This is a genomic window from Pseudonocardia sp. McavD-2-B (assembly GCF_024124365.1).
In the GTDB taxonomy this organism is placed as follows: Bacteria; Actinomycetota; Actinomycetes; order Mycobacteriales; family Pseudonocardiaceae; genus Pseudonocardia; species Pseudonocardia alni.
In genome coordinates this window covers 1-24,261 of sequence record NZ_JAMXSG010000059.1, presented here as the reverse complement: position 1 = coordinate 24,261, position 24,261 = coordinate 1, and the positions used below count along the sequence as shown (strand labels likewise).

Here is a 24,261-nt window from a genome sequence, read left to right as displayed (position 1 = left end):
CGCCTGGCTGTTCGTCATCTGGCACTGCTGGCAGGACAACCTCGCCTACGACCCCACCCGACACCGCGCCCTCCAACGCCTCCTCGAAGATCAACAAGCGGCGGGTTGACACAGGGCATCTCATGCCGTGGGGGACCCCGGTGACCCTGCTGGGCGAGAGCCCGGCCGACGTGGCCGAGGCCCAGCGCGAGCTGGTCCGGATCGGGGTCGACCGGCCCGCGGCCGTGGCCACCGGCAAGCCCGAGGACTGGACCGGGCCGACCCCGCTGCGCAGCTTCCGTCAGGCCACCTTCGCCGACCTCGCGGCCGAGTACGACCGTGGCGCGCGCCCGTCGGTGCTGGACGTCCGCCGGAACCCCGAGCGGGCGGGCGGATTCGTCGAGGGCTCGGTCGGGATCCCGATCCACGAGGTCCTCGACCGGATCGACGAGGTCCCGGCCGGACCGGTCTGGGTGCACTGCGCCGGTGGCTACCGGGCCGCCGTCGTGGCCGGGCTGCTCGACGCCCGCGGGATCGAGGTCGTCGCGATCGACGATGCCTTCGGCAACGCCGAGCCCGCCGGCCTGCCGATCGTCGCCCCGGCGGGGACGACGGTGACGACGTGACCACCGTCGCCCTGACCCTGACGCTCTCGGTCGTGGTCGGCCTGTCGCTGGGTCTCCTCGGCGGCGGCGGCTCGATCCTCATGGTGCCGCTGCTGGTCTACGTGGCCGGGCTCGACGCCCGCGAGGCCATCGCGGCGTCATTGGTCGTCGTCGGGGTGACCGCCGCGGTCGGCGCGGCCGGGCACGCCCGGACAGGACGCGTGCGCTGGCGGACGGGCCTGATCTTCGGGGTCGCGGGCATGGCCGGCGCGTTCGCCGGCGGGCTCGTCGGCGCCCGGCTGCCCGCACAGGTCCTGCTGCTCGCGTTCGCCCTCATGATGACGCTGACCGCCGTGGCGATGCTCCGGGGCCGCCGGGAGATCGATCCGGCGGAGCAACACCGCGAGCTCCCGGTCGCCCGGGTCCTGCTCGACGGTGCCGTCGTCGGACTCGTGACGGGTCTCGTGGGAGCCGGCGGCGGGTTCCTGGTCGTCCCGGCTCTCGCACTGCTGGGCGGACTCCCGATCGGGATCGCGGTCGGAACGTCGCTGCTGGTCATCGCGCTCAAGTCCCTCGCGGGCCTGGCCGGCTACCTGACCACCGTCTCGCTCGACTGGACCCTCGTCGGCGCGATCACCGTCGCGGCGGTGCTCGGCAGCCTCGTCGGCGCCCGGCTGGTCGACCGCATCCCGGCCGACGTCCTGCGGCGTGGGTTCGGCTGGTTCGTACTCGCGATGGGAGCGTTCGTACTGGTCCAGCAGGCGCCCGACGCGATCCGGGTGCCGGGTCTGCTCGCCCTGGCCGCCGTCGCGGTGTCGATGGCGGGCTGCGCCGCGTGGGTCGCGAGCTGTCCGCTGCGGCGGGTCGGGCGTCCCGGCCCGGCCTGAGACCTGCCGCCGCCGGACGGCACCAATGACCGGTCATTCGTCGGGAGGATGCCCGGAACCGCTACCCTTCGCAGATGTCCGTGCCCACCGGTGGACACCGCGTCTTCGCCGCGCTGTACGACCGCGTCCTCGACCCCGTCGAACGCCGGGTTCTCGGCCCGCGCCGGGCGGCGCTGGTCGGCGGCCTGACCGGCCGCGTCCTCGACGTCGGCGCGGGTACCGGCGCCAATCTGCCGTACTACCGTGACGCCGACGAGGTCATCGCCCTCGAGCCCGATCCGGCCATGCGCCGCCGACTGCACGACCGGGCCGGGTCCTGCGCCGTCCCGCTCACGGTGAGCGGGGCGGGCGCCGATGCACTGCCGGCCACCGACGGCTCGGTCGACGCCGTGGTCTTCACCCTCGTGCTCTGCACGGTCCCCGACCCGGCGCGGGCGCTCGGCGAGGCGCACCGGGTACTGCGCCCGGGCGGGCGGCTGGTCGCGATCGAGCACGTCGTCGGGCACGGCCGTCCCGCGACCTGGCGACGGCGACTGGCCCCGCTCTGGGAACGCATGGCGGCGGGGTGCCGGCTCGACCGTGACACCGAGGCCGCGGTCACCGCCGCCGGGTTCGTGCCCGGCGCCGTCGAGCGGTTCCCGGCCACGCCGTCGTGGGGGCCGATCGGGGCGATGGTCCAGCTGACCGCGACCCGGGCCTGACGGGTCAGGACGGGCGGCGGACCTGGACCCGGTCACCGACCTCGAGCGCGTCGAAGAACGCGACCGCGTCCGGCCTCCCGAGGTGCACGCATCCGGCGGACGGCCGTTCGAGCGGCCCCTCGTGGAAGGCGATGCCGCCCGGGGCGAAGAACACCGAGAACGGCATGTCCGCGTCGAACTCGCGGCGGGGGTGGTTCTGCGCCGTCCAGTCGACCGCGAACGTCCCCACGGGTGTGGGACTGCGCGGGTCGCCGCCGAGGAACGGGACCGTCCGGGTCACCTCGGTGTCGTCGAGCCGCCACGCCGTGTGCGAGGCCAGGTCGACGCAGGCATCGGCCGACGCGGTGCACGGGGTGCCGGGGACAGCGGCACCGGACGGCGTCGCCGTGCTCGCCGGGGCGCCGGCGCCTCGGACGCGTCGCCGGCGGCGGACGCGAGACCGGCGTCTCCGACGAGGACGGCGCCGCCGGTGACGACGACGGTCAGGGCGCGACGCAGCACGGTGTTCACGGGATCTCCTCCGGGGATCGGGGTGTCGCCACGGGCACCGGGCAGGCCAGCGCCCCGCGCAGCCGGGCCCGCAGCGCCGCGGCCATACCGGCCACCGCCAGCACCGCCAGGAACGGCTGGGCCGGTTCGAACCACGTCATGGCCCCGGCGTAGCCGAGCACCAGCAGGACGAGCTTGTTGCAGACCGGGCAGCCGACGGCGAAGAAGCCGAGCAGCGCGCCTGCCGAGGCGCGGCGGCCGCCGGGCCCGTCGGGGCTCCGGACGTAGGTGGCCGCGACCAGCCCGGACAGGATCGCGACCAGCGCGAGGACCGGGTAGGCCCAGGCCGGGGCCGGGACCTCACGCCAGAACCACGGATTCGGCAGCACGGCCGTCGGGACCGCCATGACCACGGCCGTCGCGACCGCGGACACCGTGGCGACGGTCCAGTGCCGGACGGTCCAGGCGCGCAGTGCGTCGAGCGCGTTCACCGGACCTCCTCGTGGTCCCGCTCCGCGGCGGAGCCGGCGCCGCGACGGGAGCGCAGCAGCCTGACCACCGCGACGACCAGCGCGAGCAGGACGATCGTGAGCAGGACGACGGCGTCCGGCACCCCGCCGACCAGGTCGCGGATCGCGAGCTGGGCGTCGGCCTGCTGGTCGACGGTGGTGGGCGCGATGATCCCGGCGGTCCCGTCGGTCAGCAGGAACAGCATCCCGATGCCGATGAAGAGCAGCCCCGAGACCAGGCTCGTCGTGTGGGTGCGCAGCGGGCCGAGGGTGATCTCACGGCCGCGCAGCCACGGCCTGCGCCCCAGCCCGACGCGGTCCCAGAGCAGGGCCAGCACGAACAGCGGGGCGGCCATCCCCACCGCGTAGGCGGCGAGCAGCGCCGCGCCGTAGCCCGGCTCGGCCCCGATCGCGGCGACCGTCAGGACGCTGCCGAGCAGTGGCCCGGCGCAGAACCCGGCCAGTCCGTAGACCGTGCCCAGCGCGAAGGTCGACAACGGGCCCGAGATCCGGATCCGCCCAGCGGCCCGGGCCGCGGAGGAGCTGGCGAACCCGATGCCGAGGACGGCGAGAACCCCGAACACGATCAGGAGCAGCCCACCGAGGGTCGTGACGAGGCCGCGGTAGCGGGTCAGCAGGTCCCCGACCAGGGCCACCCCGGCGCCGAGCGGCACGAGCACCACGAGCAGGCCTGCCAGGAAGGTCAGCGTGCGGCCGATCAGGGTACCGACGCGGTCGAAGGCATAGGCGAAGAACGACGGCAGCAGCAGCGCCGCGCACGGGCTGACCAGGGAGAGCAGCCCGCCCAGGAAGGCCGCCGGCAGGCCGATACCGCTCACCGCGCGGCCGCCAGCGCCTGGTCGATCTGCGCCCGGAACTCGGCGACGGGCTGGGCCCCCATGACCGGGTGCCCGTTCACGACGAAGGCCGGGGTGCTGGGCACCCCGAGCGCCGACCCCTCGTCGAGGTCGCGCTGCACCGCCTGCGCCGCCTCGGGCCCGTGCATGTCGGTCCGGAACTTCGCGATGTCGGGGACACCGACCTTCTCGGCGTAGGCGACGAGCGTGTCCTCGGGCAGGTCCGGGTGGGCACGCTCCGGGCTGTCGGCGAAGACCGCCCTGTTGAACTCCCAGAACCGGCCCTGCATCGCCGCGGCCCGACCGGCCTGGGCGGCCAGCGTGGACTCCGGCCCGAAGATCGGGAAGTCGCGCCACTCGATGCGCAGACTGCCGTCCTGCACGTACTCGTCCACGAGCTGCTGCTCGGTGTCCCGGCTGAACGTCGCGCAGAACGGGCAGCGGTAGTCGGAGAAGGCGACCATCACCACCGGGGCGTCGGTGCGGCCGAGCGCGGCGGGATCCCCCTCCTCGCGACGGGCGATGTCGCCCAGCGGGCCGACGGCCGGCTGTCCGGTATCGGCCGACTGCCCCGGCGTCGCGGGCGGGGCGGCGTCGTCGCCACCGGTGGCCCCGAGAACGAGGTAGCCGATCAGCCCCAGGGCCAGCACGACGAGGACGACGACGATCGTCACGTCCCGCTGCCGGCCCCGGCGCTCCAGATTGCCGGTCGTGCGTCCCATGCCGGCCCCTTTCTACTATCCGAGTAGTAGCTTTCTACGAACACGGTAGTAGATCGGTGCGAATGTCCGGTCAATGGGGGCGGCAGACCCTCAGGGTGCGAGGCAGGCCGCGAGCACCAGGGCGATCGCCCCGGCCGCGGGCAGCAGCGCGGGCACCAGGGCCACCGCACCGGCCAGCAGCCGGGCCGCGGCGCCGTCGCCGCGCAGGAGGACCGACCGGGGCGAGTCGAGCCAGGAGCGACGCACCTCGGGGAACGCGTCGAACCCGACCGCGCCGCGCGGCGTCACGGTGCGCCCCGCCGTCCCGGCGAGCGCGGCGCGGACCGCTGCGGGGCCGTGCCGACGGACAGCCGCCGCATCGGCGGCGAGCTCGCACAGCACCCCGACCGCCCCCGGCGCCGCGCGGCACAGCGGGACCCGGGGCAGCGCGTCCGCGGCGGCGACGGCGAGCGCGACCGCCAGGTGGTGACGGCCCCGTACGTGGGCGCGCTCGTGTGCGAGGACCGCGTCGACGACCCGGGGGCCGAGGCGGCGCAGACCGGTGGCGGCCACGACGATCCCCCGGCGGCCGCCGCCGAGGGAGAACGCGACCGGGTCGTCGCACGGGATCCACCAGACGCCGTCGCGGACCTCGGCGACGGCACGCAACGCTCCGGACCGTTCGGCCCGGTGCCGTCGCTGCCGACGCAGCGACGCCGCGAACAAGACCGCGACCCGGGCCAGCAGGGCCAGCAGGGTGACCCCGACGAGGAGCCGGACCAGCAGCAGCCAGGGGACGTCGGTGCCCCGCGCCAGCGCGCGCCAGCACACGACCGCGACACCCAGCATCCCGTCGGGCACGGACGGGTCGGGCAGCACGAGCACCGCGGCGGCGGCGACCGCCGACCCCGCCGCCGCGAGCAGCGTGACCACCCAGGCGGACAGGGCGAGGCCCGGATGCACCCGCGGGTCCGCGGTCGGCCGCAGGTAGGCGGGCCCGGTGACACCGAGGGCGACCGCAGCCAGCAGCAGACCGAGGGCGACGGTCACGTGCCGTCCCGCTCGCGGGACAGGGCCCGGCGCAGGAACTCCGACTCCCCCTCGTCCATCCCGCGGGCGAAGTGCAGCAGGACCCCGCGCGGGTCGCCGAGCGAGTCGAGCATGTCGCGCAGCATCTCCGCGCCGGCCTCCTCGCGTGCCCGCGCCGGGGTGTAGACCCAGGCCCGCCCCGCGCGCTCGCGGCGCACCCAGCCCTTGCCGTGCAGGTTGTCCAGCACGGTCATGACCGTCGTGTAGGCGAGCGGCCGCTCGGCAGCGAGTGTCGTGTGGACGGCACGGACGGTCCGGGGGCCGCCGGCATCCCACAGGGCCGCCATCACACGGCTCTCGAGCTCACCCAGACCGGCCACCGCACCTCCTGCTACTGCAGGGCCAGGGTACGGATGACCGCACGGGCCGCCTCGCCGCCCGCCTCCAGCGCCGTCCCCACCGCGCGGGGCACGTCGAGGTCGTCGAGCAGCGCGTCGCGCACCGCGTCCACCGCGGCGGCCGAACCGGGCTTGCGCCCGGCCGCGACGTAGAGCTCCTCCAGCCGGCCGGTCGCGAGCGCGAGGTCCTCGGACCGGTACTCCCACGGCTGTGCCCACGGCCGGTCGAGCAGGAACAGCCGCACCGCGGCCCCCGGGGTGTCGGCGAGCAGGTCCTGCACCAGCACGAGGTTGCCGGTGGACTTGGCCATCTTGGCACCGTCGACGGACACGATCCCGGCCCGGAACCCACGTCGGGCGAACAGGCCCGCGCCGGTCGCGGCCGCGGCCATCGCCGACTGGTACGCGTGGTGCGGGAACGCCAGATCGGCGCCGCCCGCGAGCACGTCGACGACACCGCCGAGGGTCGCCAGGGCCATCGCGGCGCACTCGGCGTGCCAGCCCGGGCGTCCCGGCCCCCACGGGCTCGGCCAGGCCGGGTGGTCGCCGTCGGCGGGCTTCCACAGCGGCACGTCGAACGGGTCGTCCCGGTGCGGGTCGCGGGGGTCGTCGCCGTACTCGGCGGACAGGGCCAGTGCGGTGTCGCGGTCCAGGCCCGCCGCGTCCGGGACGCCGGAGCCACGGAAGTACACCGCACCGTCGCGCTGGTAGGCGGCACCGGTCGCGAGCAGCGCCGCGGCCAGCGCGATCACGTGCTTCACGTGGTGGCGCGCGTGCGGTGCGTGGTCGGGCGGGGCCACCTGGAGGTCGGCCATGGTGCGGTCGAACCAGAACTCCTGGCGCAGACCGAACTCGTCGTAGTCCACCCGGCGCTCGGCGGCGGTACGGGTGAGGACGTCGTCGACGTCGGTCACGTTGCGGGTCACCCGGGTCGGCGTGCCGGACGCCCGCACGACCCGGGTCAGTACGTCGGCCCAGACGAACGTCGCGGCGTGCCCCAGATGGGTGACGTCGTAGGGGGTGATCCCGCACACGTAGACCCGAGCAGGCGCCGACAGCGGCAGCGACGCCCCTGCCAGCGCGAACGCGGCGCCTCCACCCCCGTCGCTCCCGACCGTGCCGTCCGCCTCGAACTGGTCCATACCGGCCATCCTCACCGATTCCCCGACGCCCGGGGAAGGGCTCCCCGGACCGGTCGTCGACATCGTGATCACGGGCGGTCTACCGTTTCACGGCGTAATGTACGTACATTGACGTCGACCGGAAGGTCCGCACCATGGCGCCCACCGCCGATCGTGCCTCCTCGACCACCGACGCACCCACCGCGTCCTTCACCGACCGGGCCCGCGACCGTCTCCCCGGACTCGCCGTCGCCCTGCTCGTCGCCGCCGTCGCCACGGCGGCCGGGACCGAGACACCCGTGATCGGCGGGCCGGTGTTCGGGATCGTGCTCGGGGTACTCGTCGCGACCGTGCTCCGGCCCGGCGACCGGCTCCGGCCCGGGCTGGCCTTCGCCTCCCGTCCGGTCCTGCAGACCTCGATCGTGGTGCTCGGCCTGACGTTGTCCCTGGCCCAGATCGCCCACGTCGGACTCACCTCACTGCCGGTCATGCTCGGCACGCTCGCCGTGGCCCTCGCCGGCGCCTGGGGACTCGGACGACTGCTCGGGGTGCGGGGCGACGCCCAGCTCCTCATCGGCGTCGGTACCGCGATCTGCGGGGCGTCCGCCATCGCGGCGACCCAGGCCGTGATCCGGGCGAAGGAGTCGCAGGTCGCCTACGCCATCGGCACGATCTTCACCTTCAACGTGGTCGCCGTGCTGACCTTCCCCCAGCTCGGCCACCTGATGGGCCTGGCGCCGCACGCGTTCGGCCTCTGGGCGGGCACGGCGATCAACGACACGTCCTCGGTCGTCGCCGCCGGATACGCCTTCGGCGGTGACGCCGGGCCCTACTCGGTCATCGTGAAGCTGACCCGGACACTGATGCTGATCCCGATCGTCCTCGTGCTCGCCACCCGGGTCGCCCGGCGGGATGCCGAAGCGGCCGGCGAGCGGACACACTCGCTCCCGTGGCGCAAGCTCGTCCCGACCTTCCTGATCGGGTTCGTCGTCGCCTCCGCCCTGACCAGCGCCGGACTGGTGCCCGAGGCCTGGCACCCGGCGATCACCACGATCGGCACGTTCCTGATCACGACGGCGCTGGCCGGGATCGGGCTGTCGATGCGCTTGTCCGACGTCCGTCGCGCCGGTCCCCGTCCGCTGCTGCTCGGCGCGGGTCTGTGGATCCTGGTCGGGGCGAGCAGCCTGCTGCTGCAGGCGGTGACCGGAACCCTGTGACCCCGGTCAGTCGGCCGTCCAGGTGCAGCCCCCGGTGAGGACGACCGACTCCCCGTCCAGGAACCGTGCGGCGGCCGCGCCGTGCAGCCGGGCGCTGGCGATCTCGACACCGTCGGCCGCGGTGCGCGTGTAGCCGCACTCGGCGCCGGATCCCGGGCCGTCCGTGGCCCAGGTGCCGGGCTCGATGTCGGTCCCGGCCCGGTGGACGCCCTGCCCGGCCTCGCGTGCGGGCGCCGGCGCGGCCTGGTGGGTCGCCGTCGCCCCGGCGGGCTCGTCGGCCACCACGAACGACCGGACCAGCAGCAACGGCACGACGAGTGCGAGCAGCACCCATGGCCACAGCACGGTGCGTTGCCCGGAGGCCTCGCGCTCCGCGTAGTACCGCTCGTACGGCCCGTTCCTGCCCATGCACCCGCCTCACGTCCCGACCTCGCTCTGCAGATCGAAGCGGACCCCGGGATGCGTTACCGGCGTCCCGCCATGTGGTCCCAGAAGTACCCCCTGGGGTATATTTGCGGTCTCGCTCCTCCGAAAGGGTTCCCATGACCGCCCAGCCCACCACCCGCACCGTGACCCCCGCAGCCCTGCGCGAGTGGTCCGAGCCGCTGGTCATCGACGTGCGCAGTGCCGCCGAGTTCGAGGCGCAGCACATCCGCGGCTCGTACCACGTCCCGCTGAACACCCTCGCCGAGCACACGGCCGAGCTCGCCCGCCACCTCGACGACCCGTCGTCGCCGCTGGTGCTCGTCTGCCAGTCCGGCGTGCGGGCCGAGCAGGGCCGCAGGCACCTGGCCGCCGCCGGGCTGGACCGCGCCCACGTGCTCGACGGCGGGGTGGCCGCCTGGGTCGCCGCAGGTCACGAGGTCGTGCGGGGGCGCACCGCGTGGGCCCTGGAGCGGCAGGTCCGGCTCGTCGCCGGGTCCCTGGTGCTGACCGGGATTCTCGGCGGACGCCTCGCCACACCGAAGCTGCGGCTGCTCGCGGGCGGCATCGGCGCCGGGCTCACCTTCTCCGCGCTGAGCAACACCTGCGCCATGGGGGCGGCGCTGGCGAGGCTGCCGTTCAACCGCGACGTCACCGAGCCGGCGGCCGCCGCCGTCGTCGAGCAGGTCCGGCGCCGGGAGCCCGGCCCCGTCCGCTGATCCGTCCCGGACGGCCGGGCCGGGATCAGATCGCCGGGTTCGCCACCATGCCCGAGCCGAGGGCCAGCGACAGCAACGCGAGCATCACGAGCAGCACCCCCATGAGCAGCCACGCCTCGCCGAGCCCCTGCCGCCGGGCCCGCCGCGCGAGCGCCGCCTGCTCGGCCGCGGAGGCCACCGGCAGCGACGCCCGCACGCCGAACCGGGCGTCCAGGTCGGCGGCGGTGGTGATCCCGCCGAGCACCTCGTCGACCGGGCCGTCGGCGACGATCCGGCCGCCGAGCAGGAGCGCGACCCGGTCACCCAGGTCCCGTGCCAGGTCCAGGTCGTGGGTGACGACGAGTGCCGTCGCGTCCGCGGCACGCCGGCGCACGGCGCGCACGACCTGCTCGCGGTTGTGCAGGTCCATGGCCGGCCCGGGGTCGTCGAGCACCAGCATCTGCGGCGCGCCGACCAGGGCCCTCGCGAGCGCGGCCCGCCGGCGCTGCCCCGCCGACACCGCCGACGGCAGCGCGGTGGCGTGGTCGGCCAGGTCGAACTCGTGCAGGATCCGCCAGGTCGCGGCGTCGGCGTCGGGCGCCCCGGCCGCCCGCAGCGGGTAGGCGACGTTGTCGAACAGCGTCAGCGACGCGAACAGCGACGCGTCGTAGACCGAGGACCCGCCGAGCAGGACCCCCATCCGGCGACGCAGCCCGGCCAGCTCGGCGTCGCGCAGACCGGCGACCGCGTGACCGTCCACCAGGGTCTCGCCCGACTCGGGCGCGTAGAGCCCGAGCAGGATCCGCACCAGCGTCGTCTTGCCGACGCCGGACGGACCGAGCAGGACGGTCGTGCGGCCGGGTGGCAGCTCGAGGTCGATCCCCTCGAGCACGGGCTCGGCGTCGAAGGACATCCGGACCGCGCGGAACGAGACCGCCGGTGCCGTCGGGACCAGTACGTCGTCGATCATCGTCACCCCCTCGGGTGACGAACCCTAGGGTCGGGTGGAGCAGCGTGTACAGACATCCGCTGTGCGGCCGGAGGCTAGCCTGCCCCGCATGGTCTCCCCCGTGGACGAACCACGCCCGCCCCGGCCCCGCCGCACCCAGGGCGAGCGCCGGGCCAGCAGCCGGGCGATCATTCTCGCCGCCGCGTTGGAGGAGCTCTACGAGAACGGCTACGCGCACTCCACGACCGTCACCGTGCAACGCCGTGCCGGGGTGTCGCGCGGGCGGCTGCTGCACCACTTCCCCAGCCGCGAGTCGCTGCTCATCGCCGCCGCGCAGTACCTGGTCGTCGAGCAGATCGCCGACATGGAGCAGTGGGTGCCGGCCTCGGAGTACGGCCGCACCGCCGGGCCCGGACGGTGCGACCGGGCGGTCGAGCTGCTGTGGGACACCTTCGCGCAGCCGTACTTCTGGGCGTCGATGGAGCTGTGGGCCGCCGCCCGGACCAACACCGACATCCGGAACGAGCTGTTCCCCGCCGAGCGACGCATGGGCGTCGCGCTGACCCATGTCGTCGCAACGATGTTCGGGCCGGTGCTGTCCAGCCATTCCGACTTCGACGAGTGCCGTGAGCTGCTGTTCACCAGCATGCGCGGGGTCGCGTTGACCTACGCGATCCACCCACGTGACCACCGGACCGACCCGCACCTCGCGAGCTGGAAGCGCCTGGCCCGCCGGATGCTCGACGTTCCCGACGAGGATCCGGCGGGCGGCACCGACGGCTAGGAGACGCCGGCGAACTCCAGCGCCTCGGCCCAGCTCGCGCGCTTCGAGATCAGCCGCTTGTACTTCATGATCTGGGTGGGTCGGTCGATCGTGATCGTCCCGACCAGCCGGTCGCCGCGCCGGTAGAGCGCGAGGAACCGGTCGTCGCCCAGCTCGGAGGACACGACCCGGATCTCGTCGGCGGCCGGGCGGCCGACGAACTGGATCCGGCTGGAGTACCAGTCCGACCAGAAGTACGGCACGGTCCCGAGCTCGGTGGCGTTCGCCGGATCGAGCGCGTTCTTCGCGGCCAGCGCGCCCTGCTCCGCGGCCGTCGTCCAGTGCTCCAGGCGCATGACCTCGCCGTCGAACAGGTGGTTCGGGAAGTGCACGACGTCGCCCGCTGCGTACACACCGTCGGCGGCGCGCAGGGTGGCGTCGGCGACGACGCCCCGGTCCCGCTCGTGCAGCTCGACGCCGGACCCCGCCAGCCATTCCGTGCAGGGGGACACGCCGATGCCGACGACCACGAGGTCCGCCGGGACCACCTCGCCCGAGCCCAGCCGGACGCCGGTGACGGCGCCGTCGGCGGAGGACTCCAGCCCGTCGACCGTCTCGCCGCAGCGTAGGTCGGTGCCGTGCTCGCGGTGCAGGTCGGCGCAGGCCGTGCCCATGTCCTCGCCGACCGAGCGGACCAGCGGGACCGGCAGCGTCTCGACGATCGTGGCGGACAGGCCGCGCTTGCGCGCCGAGCTCGCCACCTCCGAGCCGATGAACCCGGCACCGATCACGACGGTGCGGGCGCCCGCGTCCAGCGCGGACCGCACGGCGAGCGCGTCGTCCCAGGTCCGCAGGGCGTGCACGCCGGTCAGGTGCTCCGTGCCGGGCAGCATCCGGGCCGCCCCCCCGGTGGCGACGACGAGCGCGTCGTAGGAGACCTCGGACCCGTCGCCGATGCCGACCAGCGTCGCGCCGGTGTCCAGCGACGTGGCCGGGCTGCCGAGCCGCAGCTCCACCCCCAGCTCGTCACGCAGGTGCTCCTCGGTCCGGTACCGCGGGTCGGCGGGCTCCTCACCGGTGTCGTCGAGGAACGCCTTGGACAGCGGCGGGCGGTCGTAGGGAAGGTGCCGCTCGGCGCCGACCAGCGTGATCCGGCCCGTGTGGCCGGCCCGGCGGGCGGACTCGACGGCACGGATCCCGGCGAGCGACGCCCCGACGACGACGAGGTGCTCCACGGTGGTCCTCCTCGGGAACGAGCAGACGCCGGGGGTGGCGGCCCCCGGCGTCCGCGGTGCGGTGGTGCGGGTCAGCTCTCGACGAGGCGCAGGGCCTCGGTCGGGCAGGAGGCGATCGCCGCCTCGCAGGCCGCGCGGTGCTCGTCGGACGGGGTGGCGTCGAGGATGTCGAGCGACCCGTCGTCACGCACCTCGAACAGCTCCGGCGCCTCGGCCTCGCAGAGGCCGAGCCCGCTGCACTTGCTCTCGTCCAGCTCGATACGAAGACCCATCACGTCTCCAGGGAGAATCGGAACGGCATGCGCTTCACACCGCGCATGAAGTTGGTGCCCAGCAGCTCGGGCTCACCGACCTCGAACTGCGGGATGCGGAAGAGCAGCTCGCGGAACAGCGCCTTCAGCATGGACTTGGCGAGCTGGTTGCCCAGGCAGAAGTGGACACCGCCGCCGCCGAACCCGGTGTGCGCCTTCGCGTTCTCCCGCGACAGGTCGAACTGCTCCGGGTTGTCGAAGACCTTCTCGTCCATGCAGCCCGACGGGTAGAACATGACGACCTTGTCGCCGGGGACGATCTTCTTGCCGCCCAGCTCGGTCTCGACGACCGCGGTGCGACGGAAGGTCATCACCGGGCAGGCGTACCGGACGAACTCCTCGATGGCATTGGTGATCCGGCCGTCGTAGTCCTCCATGAGCCACTGCTTCTGCTCGGGGAACTGGGTGAAGGCGCGGACGGTGAACGACGAGGTGTGCCGGGTGGTGTCGGTACCGGCGACGGCCATGAGCACGAAGAACGAGCCGATCTCGAACTCGTCGAGCTTCTGCCCGTCGACCTCGGCGTTGATCAGCGAGGTGATCAGGTCGTCGGAGGGCTCGGCGGTCTTGAGCTCGATCAGTTCGGTGGCGATGTCGTGCAGGTTGGTCGCGGCCTGCACCTGCACCTCGTCGGCCTGGCGGCCGGCGAGCACCTCGTCGTCGGCCCAGGCGACGATGTCCGCCGCGTTCTTCTCGGTGGCGTCGCGCAGGTGCTCCGGGATGCCCATGATGTCGCAGAAGATCCGGGTGGGCAGGACCTTCGCGACGCTGGTGACGAAGTCGATCTCGCCGGAGGTCTCGGCGACGACGCCGTCGACGACCTCCTTCGCCGCGAGCGCGATCTTGTCGTCGATCAGCGCGATCTGCCTCGGCGTGAACGCCGAGGCGACCAGCTTGCGCAGCCGGTCGTGCTTCGGGTTGTCCATCGCCAGGAAGGACTGGGTCAGCTCGAGGAAGATCGGCGGGAGCAGGTCGAACAGCACGCCCTGGCCCGAGATGTAGGTGTCGTTGTCCCGGGAGACCTTCACGATGTCGGCGTGGCTGACCACGGCCCAGTAGCCCGGGTCGTCGGGGTCGGGGGTGACCGCGTCGTCGACGGGCCGCTGCCAGGACACCGGCTGCTCACGGCGCAGGACCTTGAAGGTCTCCTCGCGCTGTTCGGAGGTCTGGTTCCAGAACGCCTTGGTGGAGATGTCGACCGGGTAGTGCTCGGGCTTGCCCTCGCTGGTGGCCGGGATCATGTCCACGGCGTCCGGGTCGTACATCTCCGACTCGAAGTCGGTGGCGTCGAAGGTGGCGGTCATCGGATCTCCTCCGAGCCCGGCGGTCTGCTCCGCGGGCGGAAAGCTGGCGACACACGGTCGGGGACAGTGTGCGGAGACGGGTGGGGAGCGGGCGTCACCCCGGGAGGGCGACGTCGTACCCCCAACGGGAGAGGGAGGGGCCCTCCCCGGCACGGGCGGTCGCCGGGGAGGGCCCGGGAGGGTGCTCGGCGTCGAGCTTCGGCCGGTCGACCGCCGGCCTCAGTCCTCGGCGTGGCTGAGCAGCACGTCGTACGGACGGGCGTCGCGGGTGCCGGACAGGTCGAGGTGGACGTTCTTCTCCTCGACGTAGGGGTCCAGCGCGCGCGGGCCGAGCTCGCGGCCCACACCGGACTGCTTGTACCCGCCGAAGGGCACCTCGCAGTTGATCTGGTGCGCGTCGTTGATCCAGACCGAGCCGGCCTTGATCTTCTCGGCGACGTCCAGGGCACGGGAGTTGTCGCGGCTCCACACCGACGACGCGAGCCCGTACTGGGTGTCGTTGGCCAGGGCGACGCCCTCGGCCTCGGAGCCGTAGCGGATGACCGACAGCACCGGGCCGAAGATCTCCTCGCGGGCGATCCGCATGTCGTTGCGGACGCCGGTGAAGATGGTCGGCTGGATCCAGTGGCCGCCCTGGTACCCCTCGACGTGGGCCTCTCCGCCGCCCAGGACGGCGGTGGCGCCCTCGTCCTTGCCGGACTGGATCAGCTCGAGGATGCGGTCCTTCTGCTTCGCCGAGACGACCGGACCCATGTCGGTCTCCCAGTCCCGGGTGTCCCCGAGCTGGATGGTGGAGGCCCGGGCGACCATGCGCTCCACGAACTCGTCGTGCAGCGAGTCCGGCAGCAGCAGCCGGGTCATCGACTCGCAGACCTGGCCGGAGTAGAGCATGCAGCCGTACAGCACGCCGTCGACGGCGATGTCCAGGTCGGCGTCGTCGAGGACCAGCGCCGGCGACTTGCCGCCGAGCTCCAGGGTCACCGCCTTCACCGTGCCCGAGGCCAGGCGCATGATCTCGCGCCCGACGTCGGTGGACCCGGTGAAACCGATCTTGCCGACGCCCGGGTGCGACGCCAGGCGGGCGCCCGCGTCCGGGCCGGGGCCCGGGACGACGTTGAACACGCCCGGCGGCAGCCCGCACTCCTCGGCGATCCGGGCGAACTCCAGCGCCGACAGCGGCGTCTTCTCGTCCGGCTTGAGGATCACCGAGTTGCCGACGGCCAGGGCCGGCGCGAACTTCCACAGCGACAGCAGCAGCGGGAAGTTCCACGGTGCGATCGCGCCGACCACGCCGATCGGCTCCTTGCGGAGCGTCGACTGGCCGAGCACCGGGAACGTGGCCCGCGGCATGGGCGTCTCGAACTCGTAGCGCTCCGCCAGACCGGCGAAGTACTCGAGGTGCGGGGCGCAGTAGCCGACGTGGAAGCCGGTGGCCTGGCGCACGGTGGCGCCGTTCGCCATGATCTCCAGCTCGACCATCTCGTCGAGCCGCTCGCCGAGCCGGTCCGCGACGGCCCGCATCACCGAGGCGCGGTGCGCGGGGGTGGCGCGGGACCAGCCGCCGTCGTCGAAGGCGGCCTGGGCCGCGTCGACGGCCGCGTCGACGGCCGCCGCCCCGCCCGACGCCGCGGTGGCGACGAGCTCGCCGTTCTGCGGGTCCCGGATCTCGAGGTGGTCGCCCCCGTCCATGGCCTTGCCACCGATGTGCATCGGGAAGTGGCGGACCCTCGTCCCGGCGGTCATGCGGTGGGGTCCAGGACGATCTTGGTGGCCTCGCGCTCCTCGAACATCCGGTACGCCTCGACGGCCTCGCTCATCGGCATGCGGTGCGAGATGAACCGGCTCGGGTCGAGCTTGCCGGCCGCGATGAGCGCCAGCGTCTCGTCCATGTAGTTCGTGATGTTCGCGACGCCCTGGGCGATGGTGACGCCCTTGAGGTACAGGTCGCCGAAGGGCAGCTCGATGGTGTCCTCGGTGTACACACCGGGGATCGAGATCGCGCCGCCGGAGCGCACCAGGGTGCACGCCGACAGCAGCGCCGACGGGTGCCCGACGGCGTCGATCACGACGTCCGCCCCGCGCCAGTCGGTGAGGTCCTGGACCGCGTCGGCGGGGTCGGTCTCGTCGGCGTTGACCGGGATCGCGCCGATGGCCTCCGCCTCCTTGAGCCGGGACGGGACCTTGTCCACGACGACGGTCTGGGACGCGCCCAGCACGTTCGCCGCCATCGCGGCGCACAGTCCCACCGGGCCGGCCCCGACCACGGCGACGGTGTCTCCGGGCTGGATGAACTTGCGCACGGCCTCGTAGCCGGTGGCCATGATGTCGCCGACGAAGAGCTTGTCCTCGTCGTTGCCCCTGCCCTCCTCGGGCAGCTTGCGCAGGGTGCGGTCCGCGTTCGGAACGATCACGTACTCGGCCTGGCCGCCGGACAGGCCACCGAAGGTGACGCCGAGCCCGAAGATCATCGTCCCGAAGCACTGGCCGGGGCGGTTACGTCGGCAGTTGTAGCAGTGCCCGCAGCTGACCACGCACGACGCGACGGCCCGGTCGCCATCGGAGATCAGGCCGACACCCGATCCGACGGCCTCGACGGTGCCGAGGAACTCGTGGCCGAGGACGACGTCGTCCTCGATCACGATGCGCCCCTCGTAGGGGTGCAGGTCGGTCCCACAGATCGCCGTGAGGTCGACCCGCAGCAGGACGTCACCGGGGTCGGTGATCTCCGGCTTCGGGACCTCCATGACCTCGATCTTGTGCGGCTCGCGGAGTAGGACCGCCTTCATGGTCGCCATCGGATCGGCGTCCTTCCTCTGCTCTGGGGTGGGGGGAGGTCAGGCGGTCGCGGAGGCGTCCTTCTCGGCGACCAGCTCGCGGTACATCGGGAACAGCGGCTTGGTCAGCGGGACCAGCTTCAGGATCTTGTTGACCGGGCCCTTGGCCTTGACCTCACCCTTGGCCAGCCCGACGGCGAGGTTGTACTCACCACGCCAGAACTTGTCACCGGTGTCGGCGCGCATCATCAGGGTGATGTCGGCCTTGTCGTCGTCGGCGCCGGTGTGGACCTCCATGGCGGGGTCGTGCATCTTGACCCACATCTCGGTGTCCGGGTCGGTGTAGAGCACCCGCAGGTTGATGCCGGCCGCGCGCATCTTCGGCCCGGACTCGGGGTGGTCGTTCGCCGCGCGGAACACACCGCCGATGTACGTGTCGACCTCGGTGCTGTCGGCGAAGAAGGCCATCTCGATCTCCTCGTTGAGTGCTGGTGCGGACACCCGGAGCGGGCGCCGTCGGTGGTAGCAATGCTGTCCGGGAGCGAGGGGGGTCACATCGCTCCCGGGGGGTGGTTCCGTGCTCCTTACGGATGCACGGTGCGTGACGGGCGGCTCCACGGGGTGACCGCCGTCCGCGTGTGTCAGACCCGGGCGCCCTCGGCGTACTGCGCGCGCAGCTCACCCTTGACGAGCTTCCCGGTCGCGCTGCGGGGCAGCTCGGCGGCGAAGTCGACGCTGCGCGGGGCCTTGTAGTGGGCGATCCGCGCGCGGACGAACTCCAGCAGCTCGGCCTCGAGCTCCGGGCAGCCCTCGACGCCCTCGGGGGTCTGCACGACGGCCTTGACCTGCTCGCCCATCTCCGGGTCGGGCACGCCGATGACGGCGACGTCGTAGACCTTCGGGTGCAGGGTCAGGACGTCCTCGACCTCCTGCGGGTAGATGTTCACCCCACCTGAGATGATCATGAACGCCTTGCGGTCGGTGAGGAACAGGTAGCCGTCGTCGTCGACGTAGCCGACGTCGCCGGTGGTGGACCAGTTCTCGTGCTCGGGATGGCGCGCGTCGCGGGTCCGCTCGGGGTCGTCGTGGTACTCGAACGGCGGGACGTCGCGTTCGAAGTAGACGGTGCCGACCTCGCCGGTCGGGAGCTCCGTGCCGTCGTCGTCGCACACCCGGATGACGCCGAGGCCCGCCTTGCCCACGCTGCCGGGCTTCTCCGCCCAGGCCGCCGAGTCGATGAAGGTGACGCCGTTGCCCTCGGTCGAGGAGTAGTACTCGTGCAGGACCGGGCCCCACCAGTCGATCATCTTCTGCTTGACGTCGACCGGGCACGGCGCCGCCGCGTGCACGGCCACCCGCAGCGACGACAGGTCGTGACCTCGACGGATCTCCTCGGGGAGCTTGAGCATCCGCACGAACATCGTCGGCACGAACTGGCCGTGCGTGACTCGGTAGCGCGCCAGGTGCTCCAGGGTGTCCTCGGGCCGGAACCTCTGCGCCATGACGACGGTGCCGCCGAGGGCGTGCACGATGCCGCCGAAGCGCAGCGGCGCGGCGTGGTAGACCGGCGCCGGGGAGTAGTAGACGGTGTCCTCGCCGAACTCGTACATCGGGCCGAACACCGCGGTGTAGAGGTCGCCGGGCTCGTCGACCTGGATGGTCGGCAGCGCGGGCTTGATGCCCTTCGGCCGGCCGGTGGTGCCCGAGGAGTAGAGCATGTCCGCACCGCGGGGCTGCTCGGGCAGCGGCTCGTCGGGAGCGAGCTCCATGGCCGCGCCGAGCGCCTCGTAGCCCTCGACCGCTCCCCCGAAGGCGAAGCGGCGCTCGACGCCGGGCGTCCGCTCCACCAACGCCTCGGCCTGCTCACGCTCGGCGGCCGAGGCGAACAGGACCCGCGCGCCGCAGTCGGTGACGATGTAGGCGGCCTCGTCCGGGGACAGGTGGTGGTTGATCCCGGTGACGTAGAGGCCCGAGCGCAGCGCGGCCCAGTAGATCTCGAAGACCTCGGGGGCGTTGTCGGAGACGAACGCGACGTGGTCGCCGCGGCGCAGTCCGGCGTCGCGCAGGACGTGGGCGATCCGGCGCGAACGGTCGTCGAGCTCGGCGTAGGTCGTGGTACGGCCGGTCTCGGGCTGGACGACCGCCGGGTGGTCGGGCCGGGTGCGCGCATGGGTCCCTGGGAACACGGGCTGCTCTCCCCTTCGAGAGTGGATCGCAGCGGCGCCGGGCGAGGCACCGCCGTCGCAGCCCGCATCGTGTCGGCACGCTGTGTGACCCGGCATCCCTCCCGAGGGGGTGGTTCCTCCCCCGCTCGGGTACGCGGGCCGGTCAGGCGGTGCGGCGGTCCCGGTTCCGGCCCGCGAGGTGCCCGGCGATCGCGCCCATGATCACCGCAGTGAGCAGGGTGAGGACCAGCTGCGTGGGGTCGAGCTCCCCGGTGCCGAGCACGACCAGCGGCAGCACGAGCAGGTACCCGGCGACGGCCGCGCCGGCGCCGTGCACACGTGGGTCGACGGCGTCGCCGATCCGGTAGCCGGCCAGCACGAAGGCGACGACCGCGGTGATGATCAGCCAGGCCGGGCCGACCACCGGGATCCGCGCGCCCAGCGGCGCGGCGAGGCCGCCGATCACCAGCACGCTGAACGCCAGTGAGGCACCACGGACCAGGCTGACCCAGTCCACGCGGTCGGAGAACCAGTCGAACCCCGGGACGGCCACGAGGTCTCCCTTCGGTCGGCTCAGCGCAGGTGTCGCAGCGCGGAGGGTGTCAGCAGCGGAACGGTCCCCACCACCAGCAGCACCATCGCCGGGACGGTCTCCCAGCGCCCCGCCGAGGCGAGGAGCACCACCGACACAACGGACAGGACGACCGCGGGGTAACGGGCCGCGCGGCGGCGCAGCGCCAGGCCGGCGCCCGCCGCGACGAGCAGCACCGCGAGCAGGAGCAGCAGCCACGCGGGGTACGGCGCCGTCGTCCCGAGCTCGACGACGGGGGCGCCCTGCCCGGCCAGCGTGCTCGCGGTGTCCTCGTCGACCGTCGACTCGGGCCGAAGGCCCGCCCATGCGACGGCCGGCAGCACCGCGGCCAGCATCCACGCGGCGGCCGACACCACCAGTGCCCACGGCATCGTGGACCGGCTCCGCACCTGCTCGCCCATGGCCGCAGGCTAGAGCTCCCGTCCGGTCGCACGGACCCCTCCACGCGCCGGGACACCCACTACGGGAGAGGGAGTCACCACTCCCGGGAGACGAGCGGCCCGCCGCGACGGCGTCCACTGGTGCGGTGACGGGACCCGTGTCCGGCGCGTCCCCCCGCGGACCCGCGATCGACTTCACCGACGTCACGACGACGATCGACGACACCGCTGTGCTGTTCCGGCTCGGCCTGCACCTGGCGCCCGGCACCGTCACCGTCCTGATGGGACCGTCCGGCTCGGGCAAGACCACCCTGGTCCGTCACCTCGCCGGGCTCGTCGCCCCGGGCCGGGGCACCGTCACGGTCGACGGGGTCGACGTGCACGCGGCGGGCGAGGCGCAGCTGCGACAACTCCGGCGCGGCATGAGCGTGCTGTTCGGCGGGCCGTCGGTCTTCGAGTCGTCGCTGTTCGGCTCGCTGTCGGCCTACGACAACCTCGCCTACGCCCTCGACGGCCGCGGCCTGTCCCCGGAGCGGGTCGAGCGGATCGCGATGCACCGGCTGCGCGAGATGCGGCTGCACGACCGCGCCGACACGCTGCCCGCCGAGCTGCCCGCGCACGGGCGCAAGCGGCTGGCGATCGCCCGCACGCTCGCCGTCGAGGCTCCGGTGCTCGTCCTGGACGAGCTGGAGACCGGGCTGGACGCCGCGCACGCGGACACGCTCGTCGCGGCCGTCCGGGAGCAGCACGAGCGCACGGGGGCGACGGTGCTGGTCACCACGCACGACATCGCGCTGGCCCGGGAGCTGGCCGACACCGTGGCGATCCTGTGCCACGGCCGGATCGTGGCCTGCGGGCCGCCGTCGGAGCTGCTGCACGGCGTCGCCGACGCCGACGACTTCGACCGCCGCTTCCGCATCTCGGACTTCCTCGGCCCGCCCGACCCGGAGGCGACCCGCGCCGAGCTGGACGGACCGCGCCGCCGCTCCCGCACGATCGAGCTGGACCCGCGGCTGCTGGTACCGGCACTCGTGGTGCTGGCGCTGGTCACCTCGTACTGCCTGTTCCTGCTGCTCACCCGCTGAGCCCCACCCCACCGACCCCCACCGTCCGGAGGAACCGTGCCCACCCCGTCCCGCCGCCGTGCCGCCCTGCTCCTCGCCGCGGCCGCCCTCACCCTCGGCGCCTGTTCGTCCCCCGGGCCCGCGGCCCCCGAGGAGCGGTTCACCCTCTCCGGCGGCGACACGACCGTCGACGTCGTCACCTCGGCGGCCGGCGCGGTGCTCGCCGACGGGCAGGGCCGGGTGCTGTACGCGCGCGTCCCGGCCGGGGACTGCACCGGTGACTGCCTCGCGCAGTGGCCGGCCTATGTCGCCGACGGCGTGCCGCACCCCGCCGACCCGGCGCTGAACCCGCTGCGCACCGACGTGCTGGGCACCACCCCGACGGCCGGCGGCGGGCAGGTGGTGACCTACGCCGGGCATCTCCTGCACCGCTTCGCGGGCGACGCGGCCCCGGGTGCGGTGACCGGCCAGGGCGTCGAGGCCTTCGGCGGGACCTGGATGCCGCTGAACCCGGACGGCGACCCGGTCCCGGCGGCGGCCGTCCGCTGACCCGCGCGGGAGAGCCCCGGCCGGATCCCGGCCGGGGCTCTCCCCGGGTCGGCGGTGCCGTGACGGCCTCACAGCAGCGGTGCGAGCACCCCGATCACGACGAACGCGACGCCGACCACCAGGCAGGCCGTCGCGCCGCGGCGGATGACGGCGATCCGGTGCTGCTGCAGCTCGGCGGGCATCCCCGGGACGGCGCCGAGGCCCGCCGCGTGCCGGCGGCCCGCCCACCCCATCAGGGCGAGCAGGACGCCGAGACCCGCGAAGGTCAGGACGGTCCAGGCAGGACTCACCCGCCACCGCCCGTCGCGGGCGGGACCGTCTGCGGTGTGCCCGACGGCAGGCCCGGGCTCGCGCCGGTGGGGGCGGTGTCCGGGTCGGCGGGGCGGTAGTCGTCGGCGTAGCGGACGTCGCCTCCTCCCAGTGAGTCGGTCATCCACTGTCCCCAGAGAGCGATCCGGCGGTCGAACAGGACGAGCTCGCGGAGCCGGTCCTTCACCTGGTCGAAGTTCGCCGGGACGCCCGGGGTCACCGCGCCGGACCGGCCGACGTTCCAGCCGAACTGGTTCTGCACCGGGCCGAACACCTGGCCGGCCGGGGCGCCGAAGGCGGCCTTCGCGTAGTCGGGCTGGAGCTGGTCGGCGCTGATCGGGCCCAGTGCGCCGCCGTTCGCGCGGGTGGCGTTGTCGATGGTGCTGGCCCGCGCGACGGTCGCGAAGTCGGCGCCGCCCCGCACGTCGGCGGCGATCTTCTCGGCGGCCTCCTTGCTGGCGACGACGATGTTGGACAGGTCGCGCTTCTCCGGGGTCCCGAGCCGCTCGGCGTAGCGCGGGAACTCGGCACGCAGGTCGTCGTCGGTGACGGTCACGTCCTTGGTGACCCGGTCGAACAGCTCGCCGACCACCATCTGCTGGCGGACCTCGGTCATCACCTTGTCCTCGGTGGTGCCGACGTTGCCGAGGACCTTGATGAAGTCGTCGCGCGCGCCGGGGCCGTTGCCGAGCTGCTGGGTGATGTACTGGTCGAGGGTCTGGCGGACCTTCGCGTCGGCGATGCCGACGCCCATCTCGGTCGCCCGGTCCTCCAGCACCATGCTCAGCGCGACGGCCTTGGCGGCGTCCCGGCGGAAGCCGTCCATCTTCACCGGGTCCTCGACCGGGGGCTGGACGCCGTAGAGCGCCCGCAGGGTCTGCACCCGGTCGTCGAGGTCGGTGACGGTCACGACCCGGTCGCCGACGGCCAGCGCCGCGCCGTCGGGGACCTGCTGCATCCTCCACCAGACCCCGCCGCCGATCCCGGCGACGAGTGCCAGGACGAGGACGCCCGCCACGATCCGGCCGGTCCAGGTGTTCCGGACCCGGTCGAGGGCGGCGCCGGCGATCCACGCCAGTGTGGACTTGACTCGCATCACATCACTCCAACGAGCTTCTCCCGGGCGGGGGTACTCGGATCTCCCCCACCGCCCGGGGTCCCGGCCGTGCCGTGCGCGGGCGGGAACGCCCGCACGACGAGCCGCGCGGCCAGGTAGGACAGCAGTACGGACAGCGCCAGGAGCAGACCGAACTCGCGCATGAGGGCGAGGTCGGACAGCGCCAGCACGGCGAACCCGGTGCCCGAGGTGAGGGCGGCCAGGGTCACCGCGGTCCGCAGGCGCGGGTCGCGCGTGCGGACGGCGTCGCAGGTCATGACGGTGAACTCGCAGCCGACGGCGGCGGTCAGCGACCCGAGCGCGACGGTGAGCGGGTTCAGCGGGATGCCGAACGCCCAGAGGACGAACAGGTTGGCGCCCGTCGCGAGCACCGCGGCCAGCGCGGCGCGCAGCGCGTCGCGGCGGTGCCGCAGCCCGAGGGCGAGCACCAGCGCCGCCGCGACCAGACCGGCGGTGCCGGCGAGGTAGCGGTCGGCCGAGACGAGCTCGTAGCCCTGCACCGCGACGGCGGGCAGCCCGGACACCTCGGCGACGAAGCCGGGCGGGGCCGGGGGGAGCTCGGCGGTGATCGCGTCGGTGAGGTCGCGGAGCCGGTCGAGGTCGTCGAGCCGGACACCGAACGACAGCACCGCGACCTCGCCGTCGGGCCGCAGCACGGCCCCGGTGAGGTACGGCGGCAGCAGCCGGACCCCGGCGCGGATCTGCTCCTGGTCCGGGGTGGGGCCGAGGAACGACAGCAGCGACGGCGCCGACAGCGCGGGCCGCGCCTCGTCGCCGTGCAGGCGCACGATCTGCTGCTGGGCCGTGGTCATCCACTGCCAGGCCTGGGGGGTGAGGACGTCGCCCGTCCCGTCGGTGGAGCGCAGGACGACGGCGAGCTCGCCGCCGGAGCCGAGGACCTGCTCGACCCGGGTGGCGTCGTCGACGGCGGGCAGACCCGCCGAGAGCGCGTCGACGCTGGTCTGCAGGGGCAGGAAGGGCAGCGTGGCCCAGCCGCCGACCGCGACCAGCCCGGCCAGGACGACCGCGACCAGCCGCGACCGGCCCGGGCGGGTGACCGGCCCGGGCCCGTCCGGCACCGCCACGTCGTCGCCGGCGGGTGCACCGGCGTCGGCCGGGTCGGCGTCGGGGGCGG

The 24,261-nt window shown here is 73.7% G+C and carries 28 protein-coding genes and 1 pseudogene; 8 read left to right on the top strand and 21 right to left on the bottom strand.

The features are described from left to right. The first annotated feature begins 122 nt into the window (after positions 1-122). The 3 genes from NH602_RS10855 to NH602_RS10845 all read left to right on the top strand — a co-directional run bounded on the left by NH602_RS10855 (position 123) and on the right by NH602_RS10845 (position 2,172). Positions 123-605: a rhodanese-like domain-containing protein gene (locus NH602_RS10855; protein ID WP_253067754.1), complete on the top strand. Its 483-nt coding sequence runs from the start codon at positions 123-125 to the stop codon at positions 603-605. After that, positions 602-1,471 carry a sulfite exporter TauE/SafE family protein gene (locus NH602_RS10850; RefSeq protein ID WP_179761359.1) on the top strand — a complete coding sequence of 290 codons (870 nt, stop codon included), beginning with the start codon at positions 602-604 and terminating at the stop codon, positions 1,469-1,471. The genes NH602_RS10855 and NH602_RS10850 overlap by 4 nt, the downstream gene beginning before the upstream one ends. Positions 1,472-1,545: 74 nt before the next feature. Further along, the gene (locus NH602_RS10845) at positions 1,546-2,172 is read left to right on the top strand and encodes a class I SAM-dependent methyltransferase (protein WP_179761360.1); all 627 of its coding nucleotides are present in this window, start codon (positions 1,546-1,548) and stop codon (positions 2,170-2,172) included. Positions 2,173-2,176: 4 nt separating this feature from the next. Here the strand turns inward: NH602_RS10845 and NH602_RS10840 are convergent, their stop codons facing one another. The 7 genes from NH602_RS10840 to NH602_RS10810 form a co-directional block, all read right to left on the bottom strand. Further along, positions 2,177-2,491, bottom strand: coding sequence for a L,D-transpeptidase (locus NH602_RS10840; protein ID WP_179762963.1), 315 nt, complete (start codon positions 2,489-2,491; stop codon positions 2,177-2,179). A 187-nt stretch (positions 2,492-2,678) separates the two neighbouring features. Further along, positions 2,679-3,152, bottom strand: a complete 474-nt coding sequence (locus NH602_RS10835) for a hypothetical protein (protein WP_253067752.1) — start codon at positions 3,150-3,152, stop codon at positions 2,679-2,681. Then, positions 3,149-4,009 (bottom strand): cytochrome c biogenesis protein CcdA, encoded by an 861-nt coding sequence (locus NH602_RS10830; protein ID WP_179761361.1) that lies wholly within the window; start codon positions 4,007-4,009, stop codon positions 3,149-3,151. Before NH602_RS10830 ends, NH602_RS10835 begins: the two co-directional genes overlap by 4 nt. Next, entirely contained in the window at positions 4,006-4,749 is a 744-nt protein-coding gene (locus NH602_RS10825) for a DsbA family protein (RefSeq protein ID WP_253067751.1), read from the bottom strand. The genes NH602_RS10830 and NH602_RS10825 overlap by 4 nt, the downstream gene beginning before the upstream one ends. 90 nt (positions 4,750-4,839) lie before the next feature. Further along, positions 4,840-5,778, bottom strand: coding sequence for a M56 family metallopeptidase (locus NH602_RS10820; protein ID WP_179761363.1), 939 nt, complete (start codon positions 5,776-5,778; stop codon positions 4,840-4,842). Further along, complete coding sequence (locus tag NH602_RS10815; RefSeq protein WP_179761364.1) at positions 5,775-6,137, bottom strand: BlaI/MecI/CopY family transcriptional regulator; 363 nt, start codon at positions 6,135-6,137, stop codon at positions 5,775-5,777. The genes NH602_RS10820 and NH602_RS10815 overlap by 4 nt, the downstream gene beginning before the upstream one ends. Before the next feature lie 11 nt (positions 6,138-6,148). Next, on the bottom strand, positions 6,149-7,297 hold the full coding sequence (locus NH602_RS10810) for a cysteine--tRNA ligase (RefSeq protein WP_253067750.1): 1,149 nt from the start codon (positions 7,295-7,297) through the stop codon (positions 6,149-6,151). Positions 7,298-7,431: 134 nt separating this feature from the next. Between NH602_RS10810 and NH602_RS10805 the strand changes: the two genes are divergently transcribed. After that, positions 7,432-8,493: a YeiH family protein gene (locus NH602_RS10805; protein WP_179761366.1), complete on the top strand. Its 1,062-nt coding sequence runs from the start codon at positions 7,432-7,434 to the stop codon at positions 8,491-8,493. A gap of 6 nt (positions 8,494-8,499) precedes the next feature. Here the strand turns inward: NH602_RS10805 and NH602_RS10800 are convergent, their stop codons facing one another. Then, a complete protein-coding gene (locus NH602_RS10800; protein WP_073575656.1) occupies positions 8,500-8,901 on the bottom strand; it encodes a hypothetical protein in 402 nt (133 codons plus the stop codon). 134 nt (positions 8,902-9,035) lie between these two features. Here NH602_RS10800 and NH602_RS10795 point away from each other — a divergent pair, with 134 nt between their 5' ends. Beyond that, the gene (locus tag NH602_RS10795) at positions 9,036-9,635 is read left to right on the top strand and encodes a rhodanese-like domain-containing protein (RefSeq protein WP_073575655.1); all 600 of its coding nucleotides are present in this window, start codon (positions 9,036-9,038) and stop codon (positions 9,633-9,635) included. Between the two features lie 25 nt (positions 9,636-9,660). Here the strand turns inward: NH602_RS10795 and NH602_RS10790 are convergent, their stop codons facing one another. Beyond that, positions 9,661-10,584: an ATP-binding cassette domain-containing protein gene (locus NH602_RS10790; protein WP_253067749.1), complete on the bottom strand. Its 924-nt coding sequence runs from the start codon at positions 10,582-10,584 to the stop codon at positions 9,661-9,663. 88 nt (positions 10,585-10,672) lie between these two features. On the opposite strand from NH602_RS10790, the gene NH602_RS10785 reads away from it, so the two are divergent. Then, entirely contained in the window at positions 10,673-11,347 is a 675-nt protein-coding gene (locus NH602_RS10785) for a TetR/AcrR family transcriptional regulator (protein ID WP_073575653.1), read from the top strand. On the opposite strand, the gene NH602_RS10780 is transcribed toward NH602_RS10785, so the two are convergent. The 9 genes from NH602_RS10780 to NH602_RS10740 all read right to left on the bottom strand — a co-directional run bounded on the left by NH602_RS10780 (position 11,344) and on the right by NH602_RS10740 (position 20,108). After that, positions 11,344-12,561 carry an NAD(P)/FAD-dependent oxidoreductase gene (locus NH602_RS10780; RefSeq protein ID WP_073575652.1) on the bottom strand — a complete coding sequence of 406 codons (1,218 nt, stop codon included), beginning with the start codon at positions 12,559-12,561 and terminating at the stop codon, positions 11,344-11,346. The genes NH602_RS10785 and NH602_RS10780 overlap by 4 nt on opposite strands. Positions 12,562-12,632: 71 nt before the next feature. Further along, positions 12,633-12,833: a ferredoxin gene (locus NH602_RS10775; protein ID WP_062399393.1), complete on the bottom strand. Its 201-nt coding sequence runs from the start codon at positions 12,831-12,833 to the stop codon at positions 12,633-12,635. Next, positions 12,833-14,176 carry a cytochrome P450 gene (locus tag NH602_RS10770; RefSeq protein ID WP_218899295.1) on the bottom strand — a complete coding sequence of 448 codons (1,344 nt, stop codon included), beginning with the start codon at positions 14,174-14,176 and terminating at the stop codon, positions 12,833-12,835. Before NH602_RS10770 ends, NH602_RS10775 begins: the two co-directional genes overlap by 1 nt. Positions 14,177-14,395: 219 nt before the next feature. Then, entirely contained in the window at positions 14,396-15,919 is a 1,524-nt protein-coding gene (locus NH602_RS10765) for an aldehyde dehydrogenase (protein WP_253067748.1), read from the bottom strand. Next, on the bottom strand, positions 15,916-16,971 hold the full coding sequence (locus NH602_RS10760) for an alcohol dehydrogenase catalytic domain-containing protein (RefSeq protein WP_253067747.1): 1,056 nt from the start codon (positions 16,969-16,971) through the stop codon (positions 15,916-15,918). The genes NH602_RS10765 and NH602_RS10760 overlap by 4 nt, the downstream gene beginning before the upstream one ends. A gap of 39 nt (positions 16,972-17,010) precedes the next feature. Further along, a complete protein-coding gene (locus NH602_RS10755) occupies positions 17,011-17,451 on the bottom strand; it encodes an SCP2 sterol-binding domain-containing protein (protein ID WP_253067746.1) in 441 nt (146 codons plus the stop codon). Between the two features lie 140 nt (positions 17,452-17,591). Then, a complete protein-coding gene (locus NH602_RS10750) occupies positions 17,592-19,136 on the bottom strand; it encodes an acyl-CoA synthetase (protein ID WP_253067745.1) in 1,545 nt (514 codons plus the stop codon). 142 nt (positions 19,137-19,278) lie between these two features. Further along, positions 19,279-19,668: a hypothetical protein gene (locus NH602_RS10745; RefSeq protein WP_253067744.1), complete on the bottom strand. Its 390-nt coding sequence runs from the start codon at positions 19,666-19,668 to the stop codon at positions 19,279-19,281. 20 nt (positions 19,669-19,688) lie between these two features. Continuing rightward, positions 19,689-20,108, bottom strand: a complete 420-nt coding sequence (locus tag NH602_RS10740) for a hypothetical protein (protein ID WP_253067743.1) — start codon at positions 20,106-20,108, stop codon at positions 19,689-19,691. A gap of 125 nt (positions 20,109-20,233) precedes the next feature. Here NH602_RS10740 and NH602_RS10735 point away from each other — a divergent pair, with 125 nt between their 5' ends. Together NH602_RS10735 and NH602_RS31890 are read left to right on the top strand one after the other, a co-directional pair. Further along, complete coding sequence (locus tag NH602_RS10735; RefSeq protein ID WP_253067742.1) at positions 20,234-21,172, top strand: ABC transporter ATP-binding protein; 939 nt, start codon at positions 20,234-20,236, stop codon at positions 21,170-21,172. Between the two features lie 36 nt (positions 21,173-21,208). Continuing rightward, positions 21,209-21,700, top strand: a complete 492-nt coding sequence (locus NH602_RS31890; RefSeq protein WP_253067741.1) for a hypothetical protein — start codon at positions 21,209-21,211, stop codon at positions 21,698-21,700. A 68-nt stretch (positions 21,701-21,768) separates the two neighbouring features. Here NH602_RS31890 and NH602_RS10725 read toward each other — a convergent pair whose 3' ends face one another. The 3 genes and pseudogenes from NH602_RS10725 to NH602_RS10715 form a co-directional block, all read right to left on the bottom strand. Then, on the bottom strand, positions 21,769-21,990 hold the full coding sequence (locus NH602_RS10725) for a hypothetical protein (RefSeq protein ID WP_073575642.1): 222 nt from the start codon (positions 21,988-21,990) through the stop codon (positions 21,769-21,771). Continuing rightward, a complete protein-coding gene (locus NH602_RS10720) occupies positions 21,987-23,105 on the bottom strand; it encodes a peptidyl-prolyl cis-trans isomerase (protein ID WP_253067740.1) in 1,119 nt (372 codons plus the stop codon). The genes NH602_RS10725 and NH602_RS10720 overlap by 4 nt, the downstream gene beginning before the upstream one ends. Beyond that, a pseudogene (locus tag NH602_RS10715) lies at positions 23,105-24,261 on the bottom strand (RND transporter); the annotation flags it as partial. The gene NH602_RS10720 and the pseudogene NH602_RS10715, both read right to left, overlap by 1 nt.

Excerpts from the sequence above, each read along its gene's own strand:
- NH602_RS10805 (WP_179761366.1), top strand. The coding sequence starts at position 7,432 with ATGGCGCCCACCGCCGATCGTGCCTCCTCGACCACCGACGCACCCACC.
- NH602_RS10790 (WP_253067749.1), bottom strand. The coding sequence starts at position 10,584 with ATGATCGACGACGTACTGGTCCCGACGGCACCGGCGGTCTCGTTCCGC.
- NH602_RS10760 (WP_253067747.1), bottom strand. The coding sequence starts at position 16,971 with ATGGCGACCATGAAGGCGGTCCTACTCCGCGAGCCGCACAAGATCGAG.
- NH602_RS10720 (WP_253067740.1), bottom strand. The coding sequence starts at position 23,105 with ATGCGAGTCAAGTCCACACTGGCGTGGATCGCCGGCGCCGCCCTCGAC.
- NH602_RS10800 (WP_073575656.1), bottom strand. The coding sequence starts at position 8,901 with ATGGGCAGGAACGGGCCGTACGAGCGGTACTACGCGGAGCGCGAGGCC.
- NH602_RS10770 (WP_218899295.1), bottom strand. The coding sequence starts at position 14,176 with ATGACCGCCACCTTCGACGCCACCGACTTCGAGTCGGAGATGTACGAC.
- NH602_RS10765 (WP_253067748.1), bottom strand. The coding sequence starts at position 15,919 with ATGACCGCCGGGACGAGGGTCCGCCACTTCCCGATGCACATCGGTGGC.
- NH602_RS10810 (WP_253067750.1), bottom strand. The coding sequence starts at position 7,297 with ATGGACCAGTTCGAGGCGGACGGCACGGTCGGGAGCGACGGGGGTGGA.
- NH602_RS10845 (WP_179761360.1), top strand. The coding sequence starts at position 1,546 with ATGTCCGTGCCCACCGGTGGACACCGCGTCTTCGCCGCGCTGTACGAC.
- NH602_RS10785 (WP_073575653.1), top strand. The coding sequence starts at position 10,673 with ATGGTCTCCCCCGTGGACGAACCACGCCCGCCCCGGCCCCGCCGCACC.
- NH602_RS10825 (WP_253067751.1), bottom strand. The coding sequence starts at position 4,749 with ATGGGACGCACGACCGGCAATCTGGAGCGCCGGGGCCGGCAGCGGGAC.
- NH602_RS10740 (WP_253067743.1), bottom strand. The coding sequence starts at position 20,108 with ATGGGCGAGCAGGTGCGGAGCCGGTCCACGATGCCGTGGGCACTGGTG.
- NH602_RS10855 (WP_253067754.1), top strand. The coding sequence starts at position 123 with ATGCCGTGGGGGACCCCGGTGACCCTGCTGGGCGAGAGCCCGGCCGAC.
- NH602_RS10795 (WP_073575655.1), top strand. The coding sequence starts at position 9,036 with ATGACCGCCCAGCCCACCACCCGCACCGTGACCCCCGCAGCCCTGCGC.
- NH602_RS10775 (WP_062399393.1), bottom strand. The coding sequence starts at position 12,833 with ATGGGTCTTCGTATCGAGCTGGACGAGAGCAAGTGCAGCGGGCTCGGC.